This window comes from Streptococcus sp. 11273D007BT, assembly GCF_053547195.1.
The window spans coordinates 1,223,590-1,243,018 of record NZ_JBPWPE010000001.1 but is presented as its reverse complement, the minus strand read 5'-3'; the positions used below and the strand labels follow the sequence as shown (position 1 = coordinate 1,243,018).

The window sequence follows — 19,429 nt, the reverse complement described above, 5'->3', positions numbered from 1 at the left end:
AAGAATGTTATTGATAAAAAACGGTCGTATCATTGATCCCAAAAGTCAAACTGATGGCATTTATGATCTTTTGGTGAATGACGGAAAGATTATAGCTATTGGAAAAGACTTAAAAGAGGATCAAGCTGAGGTTATTGATGCAAGTGGTTGTGTAGTAGCTCCTGGTTTGGTTGACATTCATGTTCATTTCAGAGAGCCAGGTCAGACGCATAAGGAAGATATCCATACTGGAGCCTTAGCAGCGGCAGCAGGAGGCTTTACTACGGTAGTGATGATGGCTAATACCAATCCAACTATTTCTGATGTTGAAACCTTGACTGAGGTTTTGGAGAGTGCTAGTAAAGAAGCTATTCATGTCAAGTCTGTTGCGACAATCACTACAGCTTTTGATGGAGAAAATTTAACGGATTTTGAAGGCTTGCTAGCGGCAGGAGCTGTTGGGTTTTCGGATGATGGCATTCCACTTACTAGTAGTAAAGTGCTTAAAGAAGCCATGGATCTAGCTAAGAAAAATGGAACTTTTATCAGTTTACACGAGGAAGATCCTGAGTTAAATGGTGTTTTGGGCTTAAATGAAAATATTGCTGAGAAGCATTTTCAAGTTTGTGGAGCAACAGGTGTCGCAGAATATAGCATGATTGCTCGAGATGTGATGATTGCTTATGATCGACAAGCAAAAGTGCATATTCAACATCTATCTAAGGCAGAGAGTGTTGAAGTTGTAGCATTTGCTCAAAAATTAGGTGCTCAAGTGACAGCAGAGGTGGCACCACAACATTTTTCAAAAACAGAACAACTCTTACTTGAAAAAGGAGCCAATGCTAAGATGAACCCACCATTGCGGTTAGAATCTGATAGGAAAGCGGTCATAGAAGGCTTGAAGTCTGGTGTTATATCTGTTATTGCAACAGACCATGCCCCTCACCATCAAGATGAAAAAAATGTAGCAGACGTGACTCAAGCACCATCAGGAATGACAGGTCTTGAAACATCGCTTTCATTAGGTTTGACTCATCTAGTGAGCGACGGTCATCTTAGTCTTTCTGAACTTTTGGAGAAGATGGCTTACAATCCAGCGCAATTATATGGATTTGATGCTGGTTATCTTGCTGAAGGTGGTCCAGCAGACATCGTGATTTTTGATCCAGATGCTAGCCGTGTAGTCGGATCTGATTTTGCATCAAAAGCAAGTAACTCTCCATTTATTGGAGAAAGCTTGAAAGGACAGGTGAAATATACCATCTGTCAAGGAAATATTGTTTATAGAAGTTAAGGATAGGAAAAGTGAAAAAGAAAAAATTATTGGTACCAAGTTTATCAACTATTGCATTAGCAACAGCTTTATTTTCAGTCAATGCTCAAGCAGACGAAATAGTTGCGACAGATGTAGCCTCAACAGACGTAACTTTAGCAGTAGAGACGGCTTCTTCAGAAGCTAGTCCATTGTCAGTAGATATTGTCTCAGTGTCAGAGTCAGCTTCTTCAGAAGTAAATCCAGCCTCAACAGCAACATCTGAAAGTACTGAAGTGGCAACAAGTGAGTTGACTCAAGCAACAGCAAGTAGTCTCACAGCTGTTTCAGAAACATCTGAAACCATTGCATCTGACAGCTCATCAGATGAGATGGTTATCCTTCATACGAATGACATGCATGGACGTATTGAAGAAGCTAAAGGTGTTATTGGAGTAGCTAAAGAAGCAACAATTGTCGCAGAAGAATGTGCTAAAGATCAAACAACAATTGTTGTTGATGCTGGGGACGCCTTTCAAGGTTTGCCAATCACCAATAGTTCAAAAGGTGAAGATGTCGCTAAGATTATGAATGAAATCGGCTATGATGCCATGACATTGGGAAATCACGAGTTTGACTTTGGATTGGATCAGTTGAAAAAGTTAGATGAGCTACTAACATTCCCTCTGATTAGTTCAAATGTTTATGTTAACGGTGCGCGTTTATTTGAGGCTTCAACTGTAATTGATAAAAACAAAGAGATAGTTGGTGATGAAGTTGTCGTGATTGGTGTGACAACACCTGAAACAGCGACTAAAACACATCCCAAAAATGTTGAAGGGGTAACATTTACAGACCCTATTTCTGAAGTGGAAACTGTCATTGCTGAGATTGAAGCGCGTGCTAAAGCTACAGGTGCAAACTATAAACGTTATATCATTTTAGCGCATCTCGGCATTGATACGACAACTCCTGTTGAATGGCAAGGCAAAACGTTAGCTGAAGCATTGTCTAAAAATAGTCTTTTATCGGATAAACAAGTAGTGGTCATTGATGGTCACTCCCATACCTTGGAGTCAGCTACTTATGGTAATGTCACTTATAACCAAACTGGCAGTTATCTTAACAACCTTGGTAAAATAACCCTGAACTCAGATAGAGTCCTTGCGGGTGTGATTTCTGCTTCAGAAACAGCAGATGTGACTGCTAATGAAAAAGTTGCTGCTCTAGTTGCCGATGCTAAGGCTCGCCTAGAAGCTGAAAATGCAGTAGTGATTGTTGAAAATAATTCAGTTGAATTAAATGGCGAACGTACGAATGTGCGTGTCCGTGAAACCAACCTTGGTAATGCTGTTGCCGATGCTTTATGGACTTATGGTCAAACAGGATTTGCTCATAAGACTAATCTAGCTGTTACTAATGGTGGTGGTCTGCGTGAGACAATAAAAAAAGACGCCCCTATTACAAGAGGTGATATCGTAGCGGTATTACCATTTGGTAATAGTATTTCACAAATTACAGTTACCGGACAACAAATTAAAGAGATGTTCGTGAAATCACTAGGCTCTATTTTACAGGTAAATGCTGATGGTGGATCTGTACTTGATGAAAATGGACGCCCCCTACTAGAAGCAAGTGGAGGCTTCCTACAAGTTTCAGGTGCAAAGGTTTACTACGATACAGCCCTAGATCCAGAATCTCGAATTTTAGCGATTCAGATATATGACCACGATACGGCATCTTATTTGGATCTTGATTTAGATAAGACCTACTATTTAGCAACGAATGACTTCCTTGCAGCAGGTGGGGATGGTTATACTATGCTTGGTGGTCCTCGCGAAGAAGGTCCTTCTATGGATACCATTTTTGCAGACTACCTAGCCGCAGCTGATCTTAGTCAGTATCAAGTGGTGAATCCGAACTCTCGTACGATTTCAGTAGATAGTCAATTGGATACAGATCAAGATGGTTTTGTGGATTATCTCGAAGTGATAGCAGGAACAAACCATACTGATCAAAATGACTACCCTGGTAAAGTCACAGACACAACCAATAATTCACAAACAGACCCTATTCAAACTGTGACTCAGAAAGATTCCACTTCTAGTGGGGTAACTTATACAAAATCTTCATCTCATGGAACAGCTCGTCCTTATGTTCAACAAACGTTGAATTACTCAACAAATGCAACTCAAACTTCTGTCAAGACGCTTGCTGTTCCTGTGACTTACGTTACCTCTCCTAAAGAAAACCAGTTACCGTTGACTAACTCCAAAGAGTCAGCCCTAGCTATTTTATTAGGTGTTAGTCTCACAACTTACGGACTTTATGCTATACGTAAAAAATCAGTATAATCAAAAAGAAAAGGCCTATTTGCCTTTTCTTTTTGATATAGTATAATAGAATGAAAATGAACCTTTAGAAAGAAATTGAGATGGCACAAACAACTATTGACTTAGAAAAATATCAACAACTTGCTCAACAAAAACAGGGGGAACATCGAAAATTTTTGGCTAGTCTAAAGAAAAAATCGCCCAAAAATTTAGATAAACTGGTACAAGCAGTTCATCAAGAAGTATTCCAAGAAATTGATTGTACGGCCTGTGCTAACTGTTGTAAGACTCTGGGTCCTCTCTTTACTGAAGCAGATATCACCAGAATTGCTAAACATTTTAGAATGAAGCTTCCTGTTTTTGAAGAGATGTATTTACAGGTGGATGAAGATGGCGATAAAGTTTTTCAATCTATGCCTTGTCCATTTTTAGGAGATGATAACTTGTGTAGTATCTATGATGTTAGACCAAAAGCCTGCCGAGAATTTCCTCATACCGATCGTAAGAAGATTTATCAAATCAATCACCTAACGATAAAAAATACCTTAACCTGCCCCGCTGCCTACTTATTTGTTGAAAAGTTACGTGAGAGAATATAAAAATCAGCTTTTAAGCTGATTTTTTCTGTTGTTTCAAAAGGTTTAGCCCGAAAGGAACTAAGTTTTCCTCATGACGCTTAATACGCCCAACGTTATCTTTATGACGAATAAGAATAAGACTGGCTAAGAGTGTCACAATAATGGTAAAAATCATATCATACTGAGGGAGAATAAAGCCAATCAAAGGAAATAACCAAACACCAATCAAAGCCAAAATAGCCACAACTAGACTGGACAGGGAGATCATACTAAAAAGATAGAGTGTGAGCACAAAAATCACCAAAAGATAGAGCAGAAACAATGGTGCAAAGCCTAGTAAGACACCAGCACTTGTCGCAACAGCTTTCCCACCTTTAAAGTGAGCAAATAAAGGAAAAATATGCCCAATGACAGCAAAAAAACCAATTAAAATAGGTGAAACCGCATCAACATGAAACATCATCGGTAACGTTGTTGCCAATGTCCCTTTTAAGATATCGACTAAAAGAGTAATGGTTCCAGCTTTTGGTCCTAAAATACGAAAGGTATTGGTTGTGCCAGTGTTTCCACTCCCATGTTCTCTTAAATTTTTGCCATAAATATAGTGTCCAATCCATAAGCCAGTTGGAATAGAGCCTAGCAAATAGGCAATGATAATAAACAAAACAATTTTCATAGTGCCATTATATCATATTTCCTAGAACAAGAAAAATACTCATTTTCAAAATTTCTTTTGCAAATTTAAAGAAAAACTTGTAAGATAAATAGGATGAATTTTATTCGGAGGTCAGAATTTGACTAAAACAGAAATTACGATAAATAACTATAATGATGATGCTATTCAGGTTTTAGAAGGTTTGGATGCCGTCAGAAAACGTCCAGGAATGTACATTGGTTCAACTGATGGAGCAGGATTGCATCATTTAGTATGGGAAATTGTTGATAATGCGGTAGATGAAGCTTTGTCAGGATTTGGATCTCAGATTGATGTGACAATTAACAAGGATGGGAGTTTATCTGTCTCAGACCAAGGTCGTGGTATGCCTGTTGGGATGCATGCTACAGGAAAGCCGACTGTAGAAGTGATTTTTACTGTTCTTCATGCTGGGGGAAAATTTGGTCAAGGTGGTTATAAGACATCTGGAGGCCTACATGGAGTTGGCTCTTCTGTTGTGAATGCCTTATCCACTTGGCTAGAAGTTGAAATTACACGTGATGGAGCGGTATATCGTCAACGATTTGAAGATGGGGGTAAGGCTGTCACAGGACTAGAAAAAATTGGAACTGCTCCTAAGTCCAAAAGTGGTACTAAGGTGAGCTTTATGCCTGATGCTCGCATTTTTTCAACGACAGATTTTAAATTTAATACCATTTCAGAACGTCTAAATGAATCGGCTTTTCTTCTGAAAAATGTGACGCTAACCTTAACAGATGATCGAAATGACGAGCATGTTTCCTTCCATTATGAAAATGGTGTCCAAGATTTTGTAGCCTACCTTAATGAAGATAAGGATACCTTGACCCCTGTTATCTACTTTGAGGGGACTGACCAAGAGTTTCAAATTGAGGTAGCCCTTCAATACAACGATGGCTTTTCTGACAATATCCTTTCCTTTGTCAATAATGTCCGAACAAAAGGTGGGGGAACACACGAAACGGGTTTAAAAACAGCTATTACAAAGGCTATGAATGATTATGCTCGAAAAACAGGTCTGCTCAAGGAAAAGGACAAGAATTTAGAGGGATCAGATTATCGTGAGGGACTATCAGCTGTTCTTTCTATTTTGGTTCCAGAGGCTTTTTTGCAATTTGAAGGTCAAACCAAGGATAAACTAGGAACTCCCATTGCACGTCAAATTGTAGATAGTTTGGTATCAGAACAGCTGACTTACTTTCTTTTGGAAAATGGCGAGTTAGCTTCTAACCTTATTCGTAAAGCCATTAAAGCGCGTGATGCTAGAGAAGCTGCACGAAAAGCACGCGATGAGTCGCGATCAGGCAAGAAAAATAAAAAAGATAAAGGGCTTTTATCTGGGAAATTGACCCCAGCACAATCTAAAAATCCTAAGAAAAATGAACTGTATCTTGTTGAGGGAGATTCCGCGGGTGGTTCTGCCAAACAAGGTCGTGACCGTAAATTCCAAGCTATCCTCCCCTTACGAGGTAAAGTCATCAATACTGAAAAATCAAAGATGGCAGATATCCTTAAAAATGAAGAAATCAATACTATGATTTATACCATCGGTGCAGGAGTGGGGACTGATTTTACGATTGAAGACGTCAACTATGATAAGATTATTATCATGACCGATGCTGATACGGATGGTGCCCACATTCAGACCCTCTTGCTGACCTTCTTCTATCGCTACATGCGACCATTGGTAGAAGCTGGTCGAGTTTACATCGCCCTTCCGCCTCTCTACAAGATGTCTAAAGGAAAAGGAAAGTCAGAAAAAGTGGCTTATGCCTGGTCAGATGGTGAATTGGAAGATTTACGAAAATCATTTGGACAAGGGGCTATTCTCCAACGTTATAAAGGTCTTGGTGAAATGAACGCCGATCAGCTTTGGGAAACAACTATGAATCCTGAAACACGTACCCTTATCCGAGTAACCATTGAAGATTTGGCGCGTGCTGAACGTCGTGTGTCTGTACTCATGGGTGATAAGGTTGAGCCACGCCGTAAGTGGATTGAGGATAATGTTAAGTTTACTTTGGAGGAAAATACAGTGTTTTAGAAAGGAGAGAGTGATATGGGATATATAAAGTACACCAGTAACGAGTTTGAAAAGTTAGAAGAAGATGGTCAAATAAATATCATGGCTCTTTTTGGCAATGGCATAGATATTCAGTTGATGGAATATCTTGGATCGCCCTATAGAACTTCATATGTGAATTTCTATAATTATCTTTGTTATAAAAATTTCAACGAAGATAATATCATTTTTAAGAAAATGACAGAAGATAAACAAGAAAATGATAAAAGCGGTGGTTGCAAGGCAAATTGGAGTGATTTCGAAAACAGTCTGATTGAAATCTTTAATAAAGGTCCATTGACTAAAGGGGAGCGACTGATTAATGATTTCAACCAATTTCAAATTGAATTTTCCAATTTTTTAAATGAAATCATAACGCCTATTATGTTGGCTGAGCTAGGAGATTGTAGTACAAGTAAGGGACTTGCTATAAATTCTTATACTCAATTTCTAGGAGATTTAGATGAAATAAATTTCAATAAGTTAGAATTCCCCTCTGTTCTTGGACACTATAACCTTTTCAATTGGGAGATTCTTAATTTTAATTATACATCAATGCTTGATAATGTTTTGATTCTTGACAAGGAGCAGTACGATCCACATCCTTGGAAAAATGCAGATAGACAAATATTTTTTAGAGTAAATCCTAATAATTACAAAAGTAGTAACCACACCTGGAATAGTTCGACATCTTTTTCGGCTTATTTAATGACCAACATCACTCACCCTCACGGTTATCAAAATGTCCCTAAATCAATGTTGTTTGGCTTTGATAATCCCAAACAAATTACTTCTTCAGACTATGATCAAGAAATAGCTAAAAAGTTTTTAAAACCTTACTGGGCACAGAATGATAAAAAGTATAAACATTATTTTAATGATACCCGCTTATTTATTATCTATGGATTGTCACTTGGTAGAACGGACTTTTGGTGGTGGAATAATATTCTTTGTTCTTTGTTACAGACAAATGCAGAATTGATTATATATAATTATAATAACAATGAGGAAACGGATGAAGAAACAATCAATAGATTTATCGAAGTCGCTTCCGATCCAACTATTAACGACGAAGAAAGAAAAAAATTACACGGTAAGATAGCAGTAGTTCAGTATGACAAAGAAACAAGCTTAAAAGCCTTTAAGCTTGATAATAAATAACATCATAGGTCATTCACTTACATGCGTTTGACAGACAAGGTCGAGCCCGCCGTAAGTGGATTGAGGATAATGTGAAGTTTACCTTGGAGAAGAATACGATGTTTTAGGAGGATATATGAAAATTGATTGGACTAAAATTTTACCAATTTTTATCTCTTTATTTGCATTAATAGTATCTGCAATTAGTTTTTATAAAAATTACACAAGAACTAAATATATGGATACTACAAATTTTAATATTGTACAAAATTTATGGCAAAAAGAACCTAGTTATACTTTGTATAATGAGTCGCAAAAGCCACTGACCTCCCCACCAAAACCTTCTTATTACATGTATATACCGGCGAAATTTTATTATATTTTTAAAGATGGTCACAGGATGTCGAACTTAATTTTATTGCCAGTTTCATATGAAAATGTAATCAGTCAGTATGGGACCGGTAAGACAATTGATGAAATTAGTACTTCAATCCTCAATAAAAATTTTTACGGAAAATTGGGTAATAGGGATCTTAGAAGCAAGATCTATGGAAAACCTAGACAAGATGATTTAGCATTTGAGTTAAGAGTTTATCCATTTTTAGCAATTGCTACTCATATCGAATATTCTTATAAAGATAATCCTAACAAGCTACTTATAGAGAAGTTTATTACTACTCCTTGGAATAAAGAGAAACTAACTGATAACAGGTTTGCGGATTTGGAAAATTATACTAGAAATATGGCTCATTTCGATGAAAATGAGATAAAAATTAGTGGTGATGAAATCATTTACGATACAGCTTTTAAATATCTCACCAGTGAATTTGATAGGCTATTGTCAAATGATAGTAAATCAAAAACTGATAAAGAGAAACTTTACACTTTGATGGGCATTAAATGGAATATTGATGAAATAAGCAAAAGCGAAAAAAATGATTTTATTGTAAAAATGGATAAGTACCAAAATTTTGAAGATTTTCAGAAATCTCTCCAAAATGATATGAATTTCAACGGATTAGGTCAATATTTATCAAATAAGGTAGTTCCTGCTAGAGATCCGTTGGTCCCTAATTATTAAAATATTTATAGAGTAACTATTCCATTTTTACAATTTAAAAGGAGCTTTCAAAATAGCAAATACAGGAACTGTGGTTATCGGAAGAATAAAAGAAAGGAATGCTCAGTTAGTCTGTCTAACTGAACACGGGACTAAATTCCTAGTGAAAAAGATAAATCTCCCTAAATGTCTCTCATCGTCGGTCGATTTCCTATTTTCCTACGGAATTTTTTGGCACGCCGAATCGTCCCTTTGTATCTTAATTTATGTCTAACATTCAAAACATGTCCCTTGAGGACATCATGGGAGAGCGTTTTGGTCGCTACTCCAAATATATTATTCAGGAGCGGGCTCTGCCGGACATTCGTGACGGTTTAAAGCCCGTGCAACGTCGGATTCTTTATTCTATGAATAAAGACGGTAATACTTTTGACAAGGGCTATCGCAAGTCTGCCAAGTCAGTCGGGAATATTATGGGGAATTTTCACCCGCACGGTGATTCCTCTATTTATGATGCCATGGTCCGCATGAGTCAGGACTGGAAAAACCGCGAGATTTTGGTGGAGATGCATGGAAACAACGGTTCCATGGACGGCGATCCGCCTGCGGCTATGCGTTACACCGAGGCTCGTCTCTCGGAAATGGCGAGCTATCTGTTGGCTGACATCGAGAAAAAGACGGTGCCATTTGCATGGAACTTTGATGATACGGAAAAAGAACCCACTGTGCTTCCAGCTGCCTTCCCTAATCTCTTGGTCAATGGAGCGACAGGGATTTCAGCAGGGTATGCGACGGACATCCCGCCACATAATCTGGCAGAGGTCATCGATGCTGTTATTTATATGATTGACCACCCATCAGCTAAATTAGAAAAATTGATGGAATTTTTACCTGGACCAGATTTTCCGACAGGAGCTATTGTCCAAGGGACTGACGAAATCAAAAAAGCCTATGAAACAGGCAAGGGTCGTGTTGTTGTTCGTAGTCGTTGTGACATTGAACCTTTAAAAGCAGGGAAAAAACAGATCGTCATTACCGAGATTCCTTACGAGGTTAACAAAGCTAATCTTGTTAAGAAAATCGATGATATTCGTCTGAATAACAAGGTCCCAGGAATTGCAGAAGTGCGTGATGAGTCAGACCGTACAGGGTTGCGCATTGCCATTGAACTGAAAAAAGAAAGTGATGAGCAAATCATTCTCAACTACCTCTATAAATACACTGATCTGCAAATCAATTACAACTTTAACATGGTGGCGATTGACAATTTCACACCGCGTCAGGTTGGCTTGCAGAAGATTTTATCTAGCTATATCGCTCACCGCCGTGAGATTATCATTGCGCGTTCTAAGTTTGACAAGGAAAAAGCAGAGAAACGCCTCCACATCGTAGAAGGGCTTATTCGTGTCTTATCTATTTTGGATGACGTTATTGCATTGATTAGGGCTTCTGAAAATAAGGCTGATGCAAAAGAAAACTTAAAAGTTAGCTATGCTTTTACAGAGGAGCAAGCAGAAGCCATTGTCACTCTTCAACTTTATCGTTTGACCAATACAGATATTGTTACTTTAGAGGAAGAAGAAGAAAAACTTCGCCAACAAATCATGACACTCTCAGCTATTATCGCAGACGAAAAGACGCTGTTTAATGTCATGAAAAAAGAATTACGAGAGGTGAAAAAGAAATTTGGAAACCCTCGTCGGACAGAGCTACAAAAAGAAGCTCAACAGATTCAGATTGATACAGCTAGCCTTATATCAGAAGAAGAAACCTATGTTAGTGTGACAAAAGCTGGTTATATCAAACGAACTAGCCCACGCTCTTACTCTGCTTCAAATATGGAGGAGGTTGGCAAACGTGATGATGATGATCTAATTTTTGTAACGAGTGCCAAGACGACTCAACACCTGCTTATTTTTACAAATTTAGGAAATCTCATTTATCGCCCTGTTCATGAGCTAGCGGATATTAAATGGAAAGATATCGGAGAGCACCTCTCACAAAGTATCACCAATTTTGCTACTGATGAGGAAGTGTTGTATGCAGAAGTGTTGGATCAATTTGATGAGACAACCTATTTTGCTGTTACAAAACAGGGGCAAATTAAACGTTTTGAGCGTAAGGAATTGAGCCCTTGGAGAACCTACAAATCAAAATCTGTGAAATTTGCCAAATTAAAAGATACATCTGATTTTGTATTAATGGTGGCTCCAATTATGTTAGAAAATGTCATCTTGGTTACTGAAAATGGCTATGCTCTACATTTTCCGATTGAAGAAGTACCAGTTGTAGGACCAAAGGCTGCAGGAGTTAAGGCAGTGAATCTCAAAGACGGTGATTCTGTCGCCAGCGCCTTTATTGCAAATACCGAAACAATGTATGTTTTAACCCAGCGGGGAAGTTTGAAGAAAATGGCAGTTGAACAGATTCCACTGGGGAGCCGTGCCAAACGTGGGCTTCTTGTGTTACGCGAGTTGAAGACGAAACCACATCGTGTCTTTTCAGCTGGGGCTGTTAAAAATCATCGTGATGACTTAAATCTTTTTACCTTGGACCAGCAAGACACGAATGAGTGTTTACAAATCACCTCAAAAACTGGTCGAGTGATTGATGTTAATTTAGCAGATTTAAGCTTATCCGAAAGAACGAGTAACGGCTCTTTTGTATCTGATGATATTAGTGATCAAGAAGTTTATACAGCAAAACTTATCTGATAGCATTTCGGCATTGGCAAATAAAAATCAGACAGGGTAACTGATCTGATTTTTATTTTGTGCAAAATTTTCAGAATTTTATGAATAGTTCTTGAAAAATATTGAAAAAGGTGTAAAATAGAACAAGAAGAATTGAGAGCAAGGAGAAAAAATATGACAGTTGAATTAGATTGGGAAAACCTAGGTTTTGAGTACAAAAAATTACCATTTCGCTATATTTCTTATTATAAAGATGGTCAATGGGATGATGGGAAACTGACAGAAGATGCCACCCTCCATTTATCAGAAAGTTCACCTGCGCTACACTATGGTCAGCAAGCTTTTGAGGGATTGAAAGCTTATCGTACAAAAGATGGAAGCATTCAACTTTTCCGTCCTGATAAAAATGCAGAGCGTTTACAAAAAACGGCTGACCGCTTGTTAATGCCACAAGTTCCAACAGATAAATTTGTTGAAGCTGCCAAAGCTGTCGTAAAAGCGAATGCTGACTACGTTCCTCCATATGGAACAGGTGGTACCCTATACCTTCGTCCTCTTCTTATTGGGGTTGGAGATATTATAGGGGTTAAACCTGCTGAGGAATATATTTTTACGATTTTTGCGATGCCAGTAGGAAACTACTTCAAAGGAGGCCTTGCTCCTACTAACTTTATTGTCTCAGAAGAGTTTGATCGCGCTGCTCCACATGGTACAGGTGCAGCAAAAGTTGGTGGAAACTATGCCGCAAGTTTATTACCAGGTAAAAAAGCAAAGACCTCAGGTTTCTCAGATGTTATTTATTTAGATCCTGCAACACATACAAAAATTGAAGAAGTAGGCTCTGCTAATTTCTTTGGTATTACTAAAGATAATCAATTTGTCACTCCACTCAGCCCATCTATCTTACCTTCTATCACGAAATATTCCTTATTGCAGTTAGCAGAGGAGCGTTTAGGGTTAACAGCAGTAGAAGGTGATGTTAAAATTGACGAATTGGATCGCTTTATTGAAGCAGGAGCTTGTGGAACTGCTGCGGTGATCTCGCCAATTGGTGGTATCCAATATCGAGATCAACTTCATGTGTTTTATAGTGAAACTGAGGTTGGACCAGTTACTCGTCGCTTATATGATGAATTAACAGGGATTCAATTTGGAGATATCGAAGCACCTGAAGGTTGGATAGTGAAAGTAGATTAAGGAAATCATCATAAAAAAGCTTGCTCTTGCAAGTTTTTTTTTGTAAAATCTTAAAAGAGAGGTGAATTATGCGTAAAAAAGATAAAAAAATTGAAATTCAAATTGCAGATGGCCAAGTAAAAGTGAACGGACAAACATTGGAAGGCTATGTTTTGACAGCTGGTAAAAGAGAAATCGGTCAAATTGCAGAAGTTGATGGTCAATTTGCTATTTTAAAAAATGGTGCTGTTGAAGTTTTGTATAAAAAATTCGATCAAGCCGTTGAGAAAATTATTGAAAACTTCAATTTAAATCATTAAAAGTGTTGACAAAGAAACTATTAGCTGATATAATAGTTTTTGTTGTTACGGAAAGATAGCGAAGAGGCTAAACGCGGCGGACTGTAAATCCGCTCCTTCGGGTTCGGGGGTTCGAATCCCTCTCTTTCCATTATATTGGGGTATAGCCAAGCGGTAAGGCAAGGGACTTTGACTCCCTCATGCGTTGGTTCGAATCCAGCTACCCCAGTCAAAGAGGTATTAGTTTTTACTAACACCGTCAATGATAATCTTGTCCTTGCGGGTTACCTTGAGAAAATATATTGTTGTAAAAACTAACCATTTGGTTAGTTTTTATTGGAGGATTTTTTAGAATGAATGAATTTGAAGATTTGCTAAATAGTGTTAGCGAAGTAAACCCAGGTGACGTTGTCACTGCGGAAGTTTTGACTGTTGATAACGACCAAGCTAACGTTATCATCGAAGGTACTGGTGTTGAGGGTGTTCTTACTCTTCGTGAGTTGACAAATGACCGTAACGCTGATATCAACGATTTTGTTAAAGCTGGCGAAACACTTGAAGTGCTTGTTCTTCGTCAAGTAGTAGGTAAAGATACTGATACAGTAACTTTCCTTGTATCTAAAAAACGCTTGGAAGCTCGTAAAGCATGGGATAAACTTGTTGGTCGTGAAGGTGAAGTTGTTACTGTTAAAGGGACTCGTGCCGTTAAAGGTGGTCTTGCAGTTGAATTTGAAGGACTTCGTGGATTCATTCCAGCTTCAATGATCGATACACGTTTTGTACGTAACACTGAAAAATTTGTTGGTCAAGAGTTTGATGCTAAAATCAAAGAGGTTGATGCAGCAGAAAACCGTTTCATCCTTTCACGTCGTGAAGTTGTTGAAGCTGCAGCTGCAGAAGCTCGTCAAGAAGTCTTCTCTAAACTTGCAGTAGGTGAAGTTGTCACTGGTACTGTTGCTCGTTTGACTAGCTTTGGTGCATTCATTGATCTTGGTGGTGTTGATGGACTTGTTCACGTTACTGAGTTATCACATGAGCGTAACGCTTCACCAAAGTCAGTTGTTACTGTTGGTGAAGAAGTTGAAGTTAAAGTTCTTGCTATCGATGAAGAAGAAGGACGTGTATCACTTTCACTTAAAGCAACTACACCTGGACCATGGGATGGTGTTGAACAAAAACTTGCAGCAGGTGATGTTATTGAAGGTAAAGTGAAACGTTTAACTGATTTTGGTGCATTTGTTGAAGTTTTACCTGGAATTGATGGCCTTGTTCACATTTCACAAATTTCACACAAACGTGTTGATAATCCAAAAGATGTTCTTTCAGTTGGTCAAGATGTTAACGTTAAAGTTCTTGAAGTTAACGCAGCTGATGAACGTGTATCACTTTCTATCAAAGCACTTGAAGAACGTCCAGCACAAGAAGAAAATAAAGAAGAAAAACGTCAGTCTCGTCCACGTCGTCCAAAACGTCAAGAAAAACGTGATTATGAACTTCCAGAAACTCAAACTGGATTCTCAATGGCTGATTTGTTTGGTGATATTGAGTTATAATATCAAAAAGCTTGCTTTCGCAAGCTTTTATTATCCACCTTTAGTGTAATGGATATCACATAAGATTCCGGTTCTTAGGATGGGGGTTCGATTCCCTCAAGGTGGACTAAAATATATACTAAAAACCCTTGGTTTACAAGGGTTTTTAGTATGTCTGCCCCAAATTTTTCGAAAAGGTTTCTGATTTTATCAAAATTTTGGACTTGTTTTTCTTCGAAAAGGTGGGATATAGAGTAGAGTAAAAACCCTTGAATAACAAGGGTCTTTAAATTGGTTATTGGAGCGTCTTATTTTACTAAACCTAGTTGACTTTTGTTGGTTAAACTATTATTTTTAAAATCCAGCTGAATATTAGCATTAGTGTTATTTGATTTGATGCCACTTGACCAAATAGCAGAGATTTCTTCACCATCAGAAGAGACAGCTTGTGACATAACATCTGGTTCCCCCAGTTTTTCAATAGCTTCTTGGAAACTCATTCCGTTTTGAATGTCATTATACTCGGTTAATCCCACCTTGTTTTCACGGATGAAGCGAAAGTTAGAAATTGATTTAGCAATCGTGCTATCGGCATAGAGTTGAGTGACGATGATTGTTTCGTCTTTACGCCAAGTATAGACATCTAGAGTCACATCTCCCCCTTGTTGTGTGGTATGTTCATCTGGTTGACCAAATAGCGTTTCTAACTCTTTTAAGCTAGTTCCACCTTTCGCATCGTTATCAATAACACCTAATTGAACTTTATTAAAATTCAATCTGAGTTCCTCATTTTTAGGTTTAATTTGAGAAGCAGTGGTTGTAGTGTCATTTGATGATGTTTTATTTGATGTCATCATGCTACAAGCATTTAAAAATAGAAGTAGTGACAATAAACTGACAGTTATCGTAATTTTTTTTCTAAACATATTATTCTCCTTCGTTACTATTTTAACATATTCTAAGAAATTGAGGGAGATAATAATCCTGTGAAAATAATTCCTCCTATACATCGGATAGTTTATTTGACATCATAAGATTGTTAATGTATTATAAAAATAGTACAAATAAGCAAAAGAAAGGAGACGGTTATGGTCTGGAAATTTGATGAAAAATCTCCTATTTATCTCCAAATTGCAGATAGGATAAAATTACAAATCATTAGTCAGGAGTTAGTAGCAGGTTATCAACTCCCTACAGTTCGAGAACTAGCTGAACTTGCCGGTGTCAATCCTAATACTATGCAAAGAGCTTTTGCTCATTTGGAGCAGGATGGAATGGTTTTTTCTAATAGAACGGCTGGACGATATGTTACTGAAAATCAAGATCTAATTGCTAGAGAACGTCATCGTGTTGCAGAAGCAGAGCTTGATGCATTTGTATCTAAAATGGGTAAAATTGGATTTTCGAAACATGAAATAATTACCGAATTGGAAAGTTACCTAAAAGGAGAAAGAGAATGACTAGAGGAAAGGATATACTACAATTAAATGGCTTGGAAAAAAGTTACGGTAGTAAGTTAGTCTTAAAAAATGTTAATTTTACAATCGAAGCAGGAAAGATTGTAGGTTTATTAGGTCCAAACGGAAGTGGAAAAACAACTATCATTAAAGCTATCAATGGACTACTTCAACTTGATAAAGGTGTGATTTTAATTGATGAGAAATCACCTTCTAAAGAGACTAAAGCGATTGTCTCTTATTTACCAGATGTGAGCTATCTAAATGATACGATGCGTATCGTAGATGTCTTGTCTTTATTTCAAGATTTTTATCAGGATTTTGATCGGGATAAAGCAGAGCGATTGTTGCGTGATCTTGGTCTGAATGATAGCGACAGGTTGAAACATTTATCGAAGGGTAACAAGGAAAAAGTGCAGCTGGTTTTAGTAATGAGCCGTAAAGCTAAACTATATGTCTTAGATGAACCTATTGGTGGGGTAGATCCTGCAGCACGAGATTATATTTTAAAGACAATTATTACGAATTATTCAGAGGATGCATCTGTTTTGATTTCTACTCATCTGATTTCAGAAGTGGAGTCTGTTTTAGATGATGTTATTTTCATAAAAGATGGTGAAGTCCTTCTTCAAGGTGATGCTGATGATTTACGCACAAAATATAAGCAATCAATAGATAGCTTATTTCGTGAACAGTTTAGAGCGCAAGGAGGAGAATGATGTTTGGAAAGTTAGTCAAGTATGAATTAAAATCTATAGGTAAATGGTACTTTATTCTTTATTTATTGACACTATTGGTTTCTATTGTTTTAGGGATGATGGTAACAACAGTAGACAGCCAAAATAATTATGAAATCGGCCAAAGTACACTTTCAGCTTTGTTAGTTTTATTTATTGGTCGGTCTTTCCATTGGGACAATATTTTTAGTTATCAGTCGCTTTTATAAAAATATTTTTGGACGTGAAGGTTATTTAACGATGACCCTTCCTGTGACAGAGCATCAGATTCTTTTATCCAAACTATTGAGTTCATTTATTTGGGTGCTTATGAATGGGTTTGTGCTAGGCTTGAGTTTTTTTCTCGTAGCTTTACCAAGTCTAGTAAAGAATAGTGCTCAAATTTTAGCTACCTTTCCAGAAATATCTACAATATTTCGTCATTGGGAGCTTTATATGGGTATAGTATATCTTTTCTTGTCGATTTTGGCCTCCATCCTTGTGATTTATTTGTCCATTGTTGTTGGTCAGACATTTCATGATAGGAGGATACTTGCCTCCTTTGTCAGTTATTTTTTGATCAATATCTTGATGGGGATAGTGTGGAACTTTATTTCAGATCTTTTTATATCATGGAACCAATTTGATATTTCATACCTTATATTTGGTAGTATCTATCAGTTGGTGATCTCTACAATCTTTTATTTTATCATGGTTTATTTAATGAAAGAACATTTGAATTTGCAGTAACCTATTTTTGATAACAATATTAAAGAGGCTGTTATGCCTCTTTTGTATTATTTTAAAAATTGTTGAATCCATTTTCCACCATAAATCCATAAGTAAGAATAGCTCAAAATGGAGAGTGGTTTGGTCAGAATCATAATGGTTGTAAAGCGTTTGATTGACATATTTGTTAGGCCTGTAATCATGACAAGGATGTCAGCAGGTGAGATTGGAGATAGCATACAAAGAATGAAAAATCTTTCATATCCTTCACTTTCCAATCTTTTTTCATATTTGAAAAACTCATCTTCTTTAACAAATAATAGAATAAATTTCCGCCCATAACGTTGCACTAAAGCAAAAAGTATGATGGAGCCGATTACTATCCCTGCATAATTTAATATAAATCCAAGCCATGGTCCAAAAACTAGAAATCCAACAATAGTTGTCACACCACCTGGAATAACTGGAAAAACAACTTGTAGAATTTGAATTCCAATAAAGATAAGGGGGCCAAGAATGTCATGGCGCTTGACCAAATCCTTCATTTGGTTACTGTCATTTAAGATGCCTAATTGATAGAGCCAAATGACCAAAATAAAAGAAGCAATAATAGCAATGATACCTAGAATTTGAACGATCCGCTGAATCATTTTATAACGTTTACTTTGTTTCATTTCCATAACACTATCATATCATATCTATAAAAATTTTGCTTAATTCAAATAAATCTGTTATACTTATTATCAAGTAATGATTTTGGGGTCGTTACGGATTCGACAGGCATTATGAGGCTTGTTCTGCAACTCATCGTGCGGATGTAAAACGTCAGTTAAATATAACTGCAAAAAATACAAATTCTTACGCATTAGCAGCTTAATAACCTGTTATGTGTGACTAGTCGCAGATTGCTTGTGTTTGTTTGACTGGTCTTAAAAATAGCAAGCTACGTTAGAACATTGTCAGGTTGTTCTAAAAGAGATTTACTGAATCGCTTGGCTGAGGTTTGAGTTATGTATTGCTGTCAAGTTAAATTAAGACATAACCTATAGTTGTAGACGAATAAGTTGGCAGGTGTTTGGACGTGGGTTCGACTCCCACCGGCTCCATTAAAAGTTATCTTAAAACAAAAAAACGCCTTTTGAAGCGTTTTTTTGTTTTAAGATATTTATAATTTAAAGTATAAGTAAAGTGATGAGACACCTATACTAATAAATATGATAGAAATGAGACGGCCGATAATAGCAGCAGATAAAATCGGGTGGGCAAATAAGATTAGTGCTAAAATCAAAGTAATAATTGCTGAAATAATGTCATTTCTACCGAGACCTGATTCAAATTGATTCAGTTTGATTCCAGCGATTAAGCGTAATGCTCCAACGATGAACAGCCAGTAACTTAATAATAATGTCACTGCGTTACTAAGTGAAAAAGTAGAACTGGTTAATAATAAGAAACCAAATATTAGAGAGATGGTATGTTGGAGTAGTGACCACATATTACGATGTTGCTTATCAGTGGAGAAATATCGGTTTAGCCCAGAAATCCCACTAATGAACACAGCCAGTGCCAAAACCCATCCAATAGTTGCTAGAGAGGCTAGTGGATTGAAGAATAGGTACAACCCAATGATCAGTGTGATGATACCAGCAGATAGTGAAAAATATTTCATTTAAAGCTCCTTTTGAGTAATACAGTTATTTTAAGCCAGTTTCCATGCTTTGTCAATGAA

17 protein-coding genes, 3 tRNA genes and 1 other RNA gene are annotated in these 19,429 nt (G+C 37.2%); 17 read left to right on the top strand and 4 right to left on the bottom strand.

What is annotated here, in order from left to right; translation table 11 throughout:
* The first annotated feature begins 4 nt into the window (after positions 1–4).
* The 3 genes from ACEE75_RS06355 to ACEE75_RS06345 all read left to right on the top strand — a co-directional run bounded on the left by ACEE75_RS06355 (position 5) and on the right by ACEE75_RS06345 (position 4,163).
* A complete protein-coding gene (locus ACEE75_RS06355) occupies positions 5–1,273 on the top strand; it encodes a dihydroorotase (protein ID WP_447574575.1) in 1,269 nt (422 codons plus the stop codon).
* Positions 1,274–1,284: 11 nt separating this feature from the next.
* Positions 1,285–3,585 carry a cell surface ecto-5'-nucleotidase Nt5e gene (gene nt5e, locus ACEE75_RS06350; protein ID WP_447574573.1) on the top strand — a complete coding sequence of 767 codons (2,301 nt, stop codon included), beginning with the start codon at positions 1,285–1,287 and terminating at the stop codon, positions 3,583–3,585.
* Positions 3,586–3,665: 80 nt separating this feature from the next.
* Positions 3,666–4,163, top strand: coding sequence for a YkgJ family cysteine cluster protein (locus ACEE75_RS06345; protein WP_447574571.1), 498 nt, complete (start codon positions 3,666–3,668; stop codon positions 4,161–4,163).
* Between the two features lie 10 nt (positions 4,164–4,173).
* Here the strand turns inward: ACEE75_RS06345 and plsY are convergent, their stop codons facing one another.
* Complete coding sequence (gene plsY, locus ACEE75_RS06340) at positions 4,174–4,818, bottom strand: glycerol-3-phosphate 1-O-acyltransferase PlsY (protein WP_447574570.1); 645 nt, start codon at positions 4,816–4,818, stop codon at positions 4,174–4,176.
* Positions 4,819–4,936: 118 nt separating this feature from the next.
* Here plsY and parE point away from each other — a divergent pair, with 118 nt between their 5' ends.
* The 10 genes from parE (at position 4,937) to ACEE75_RS06290 (ending at position 14,925) form a co-directional block, all read left to right on the top strand.
* Complete coding sequence (gene parE, locus ACEE75_RS06335; RefSeq protein ID WP_447574568.1) at positions 4,937–6,880, top strand: DNA topoisomerase IV subunit B; 1,944 nt, start codon at positions 4,937–4,939, stop codon at positions 6,878–6,880.
* Between the two features lie 15 nt (positions 6,881–6,895).
* Positions 6,896–8,059: an AbiH family protein gene (locus ACEE75_RS06330; RefSeq protein WP_447574566.1), complete on the top strand. Its 1,164-nt coding sequence runs from the start codon at positions 6,896–6,898 to the stop codon at positions 8,057–8,059.
* A 115-nt stretch (positions 8,060–8,174) separates the two neighbouring features.
* A complete protein-coding gene (locus ACEE75_RS06325) occupies positions 8,175–9,119 on the top strand; it encodes a hypothetical protein (RefSeq protein WP_447574565.1) in 945 nt (314 codons plus the stop codon).
* A 245-nt stretch (positions 9,120–9,364) separates the two neighbouring features.
* Complete coding sequence (parC, locus tag ACEE75_RS06320; RefSeq protein WP_447574563.1) at positions 9,365–11,812, top strand: DNA topoisomerase IV subunit A; 2,448 nt, start codon at positions 9,365–9,367, stop codon at positions 11,810–11,812.
* Positions 11,813–11,944: 132 nt separating this feature from the next.
* Positions 11,945–12,988, top strand: a complete 1,044-nt coding sequence (locus tag ACEE75_RS06315; RefSeq protein ID WP_447574561.1) for a branched-chain amino acid aminotransferase — start codon at positions 11,945–11,947, stop codon at positions 12,986–12,988.
* A gap of 68 nt (positions 12,989–13,056) precedes the next feature.
* Positions 13,057–13,287 carry a DUF2969 domain-containing protein gene (locus ACEE75_RS06310; protein WP_447574559.1) on the top strand — a complete coding sequence of 77 codons (231 nt, stop codon included), beginning with the start codon at positions 13,057–13,059 and terminating at the stop codon, positions 13,285–13,287.
* 49 nt (positions 13,288–13,336) lie between these two features.
* Positions 13,337–13,417: transfer RNA gene (locus tag ACEE75_RS06305), tRNA-Tyr, on the top strand.
* A gap of 6 nt (positions 13,418–13,423) precedes the next feature.
* Positions 13,424–13,495, top strand: a tRNA-Gln gene (locus ACEE75_RS06300).
* A 124-nt stretch (positions 13,496–13,619) separates the two neighbouring features.
* Positions 13,620–14,819, top strand: coding sequence for a 30S ribosomal protein S1 (gene rpsA, locus ACEE75_RS06295; RefSeq protein ID WP_354368482.1), 1,200 nt, complete (start codon positions 13,620–13,622; stop codon positions 14,817–14,819).
* A gap of 34 nt (positions 14,820–14,853) precedes the next feature.
* Positions 14,854–14,925, top strand: a tRNA-Arg gene (locus tag ACEE75_RS06290).
* Between the two features lie 181 nt (positions 14,926–15,106).
* Here ACEE75_RS06290 and ACEE75_RS06285 read toward each other — a convergent pair.
* Positions 15,107–15,724 (bottom strand): DUF3862 domain-containing protein, encoded by a 618-nt coding sequence (locus ACEE75_RS06285; RefSeq protein ID WP_447574558.1) that lies wholly within the window; start codon positions 15,722–15,724, stop codon positions 15,107–15,109.
* Between the two features lie 162 nt (positions 15,725–15,886).
* Between ACEE75_RS06285 and ACEE75_RS06280 the strand changes: the two genes are divergently transcribed.
* From ACEE75_RS06280 to ACEE75_RS06270, 3 genes are read left to right on the top strand one after another with little or no spacing between them, the layout of a single operon-like run.
* Positions 15,887–16,258, top strand: a complete 372-nt coding sequence (locus ACEE75_RS06280; protein ID WP_447574557.1) for a GntR family transcriptional regulator — start codon at positions 15,887–15,889, stop codon at positions 16,256–16,258.
* Complete coding sequence (locus ACEE75_RS06275) at positions 16,255–16,974, top strand: ABC transporter ATP-binding protein (RefSeq protein WP_447574556.1); 720 nt, start codon at positions 16,255–16,257, stop codon at positions 16,972–16,974. The genes ACEE75_RS06280 and ACEE75_RS06275 overlap by 4 nt, the downstream gene beginning before the upstream one ends.
* Entirely contained in the window at positions 16,974–17,201 is a 228-nt protein-coding gene (locus tag ACEE75_RS06270) for a hypothetical protein (RefSeq protein ID WP_447574555.1), read from the top strand. Before ACEE75_RS06275 ends, ACEE75_RS06270 begins: the two co-directional genes overlap by 1 nt.
* Positions 17,202–17,768: 567 nt before the next feature.
* Here ACEE75_RS06270 and ACEE75_RS06265 read toward each other — a convergent pair.
* The gene (locus ACEE75_RS06265; RefSeq protein WP_354368492.1) at positions 17,769–18,380 is read right to left on the bottom strand and encodes a TVP38/TMEM64 family protein; all 612 of its coding nucleotides are present in this window, start codon (positions 18,378–18,380) and stop codon (positions 17,769–17,771) included.
* A gap of 78 nt (positions 18,381–18,458) precedes the next feature.
* Here ACEE75_RS06265 and ssrA point away from each other — a divergent pair.
* Positions 18,459–18,809: a transfer-messenger RNA gene (ssrA, locus tag ACEE75_RS06260) on the top strand.
* A 56-nt stretch (positions 18,810–18,865) separates the two neighbouring features.
* Here the strand turns inward: ssrA and ACEE75_RS06255 are convergent.
* Complete coding sequence (locus tag ACEE75_RS06255) at positions 18,866–19,369, bottom strand: HdeD family acid-resistance protein (RefSeq protein WP_447574554.1); 504 nt, start codon at positions 19,367–19,369, stop codon at positions 18,866–18,868.
* Positions 19,370–19,429: the final 60 nt, after the last annotated feature.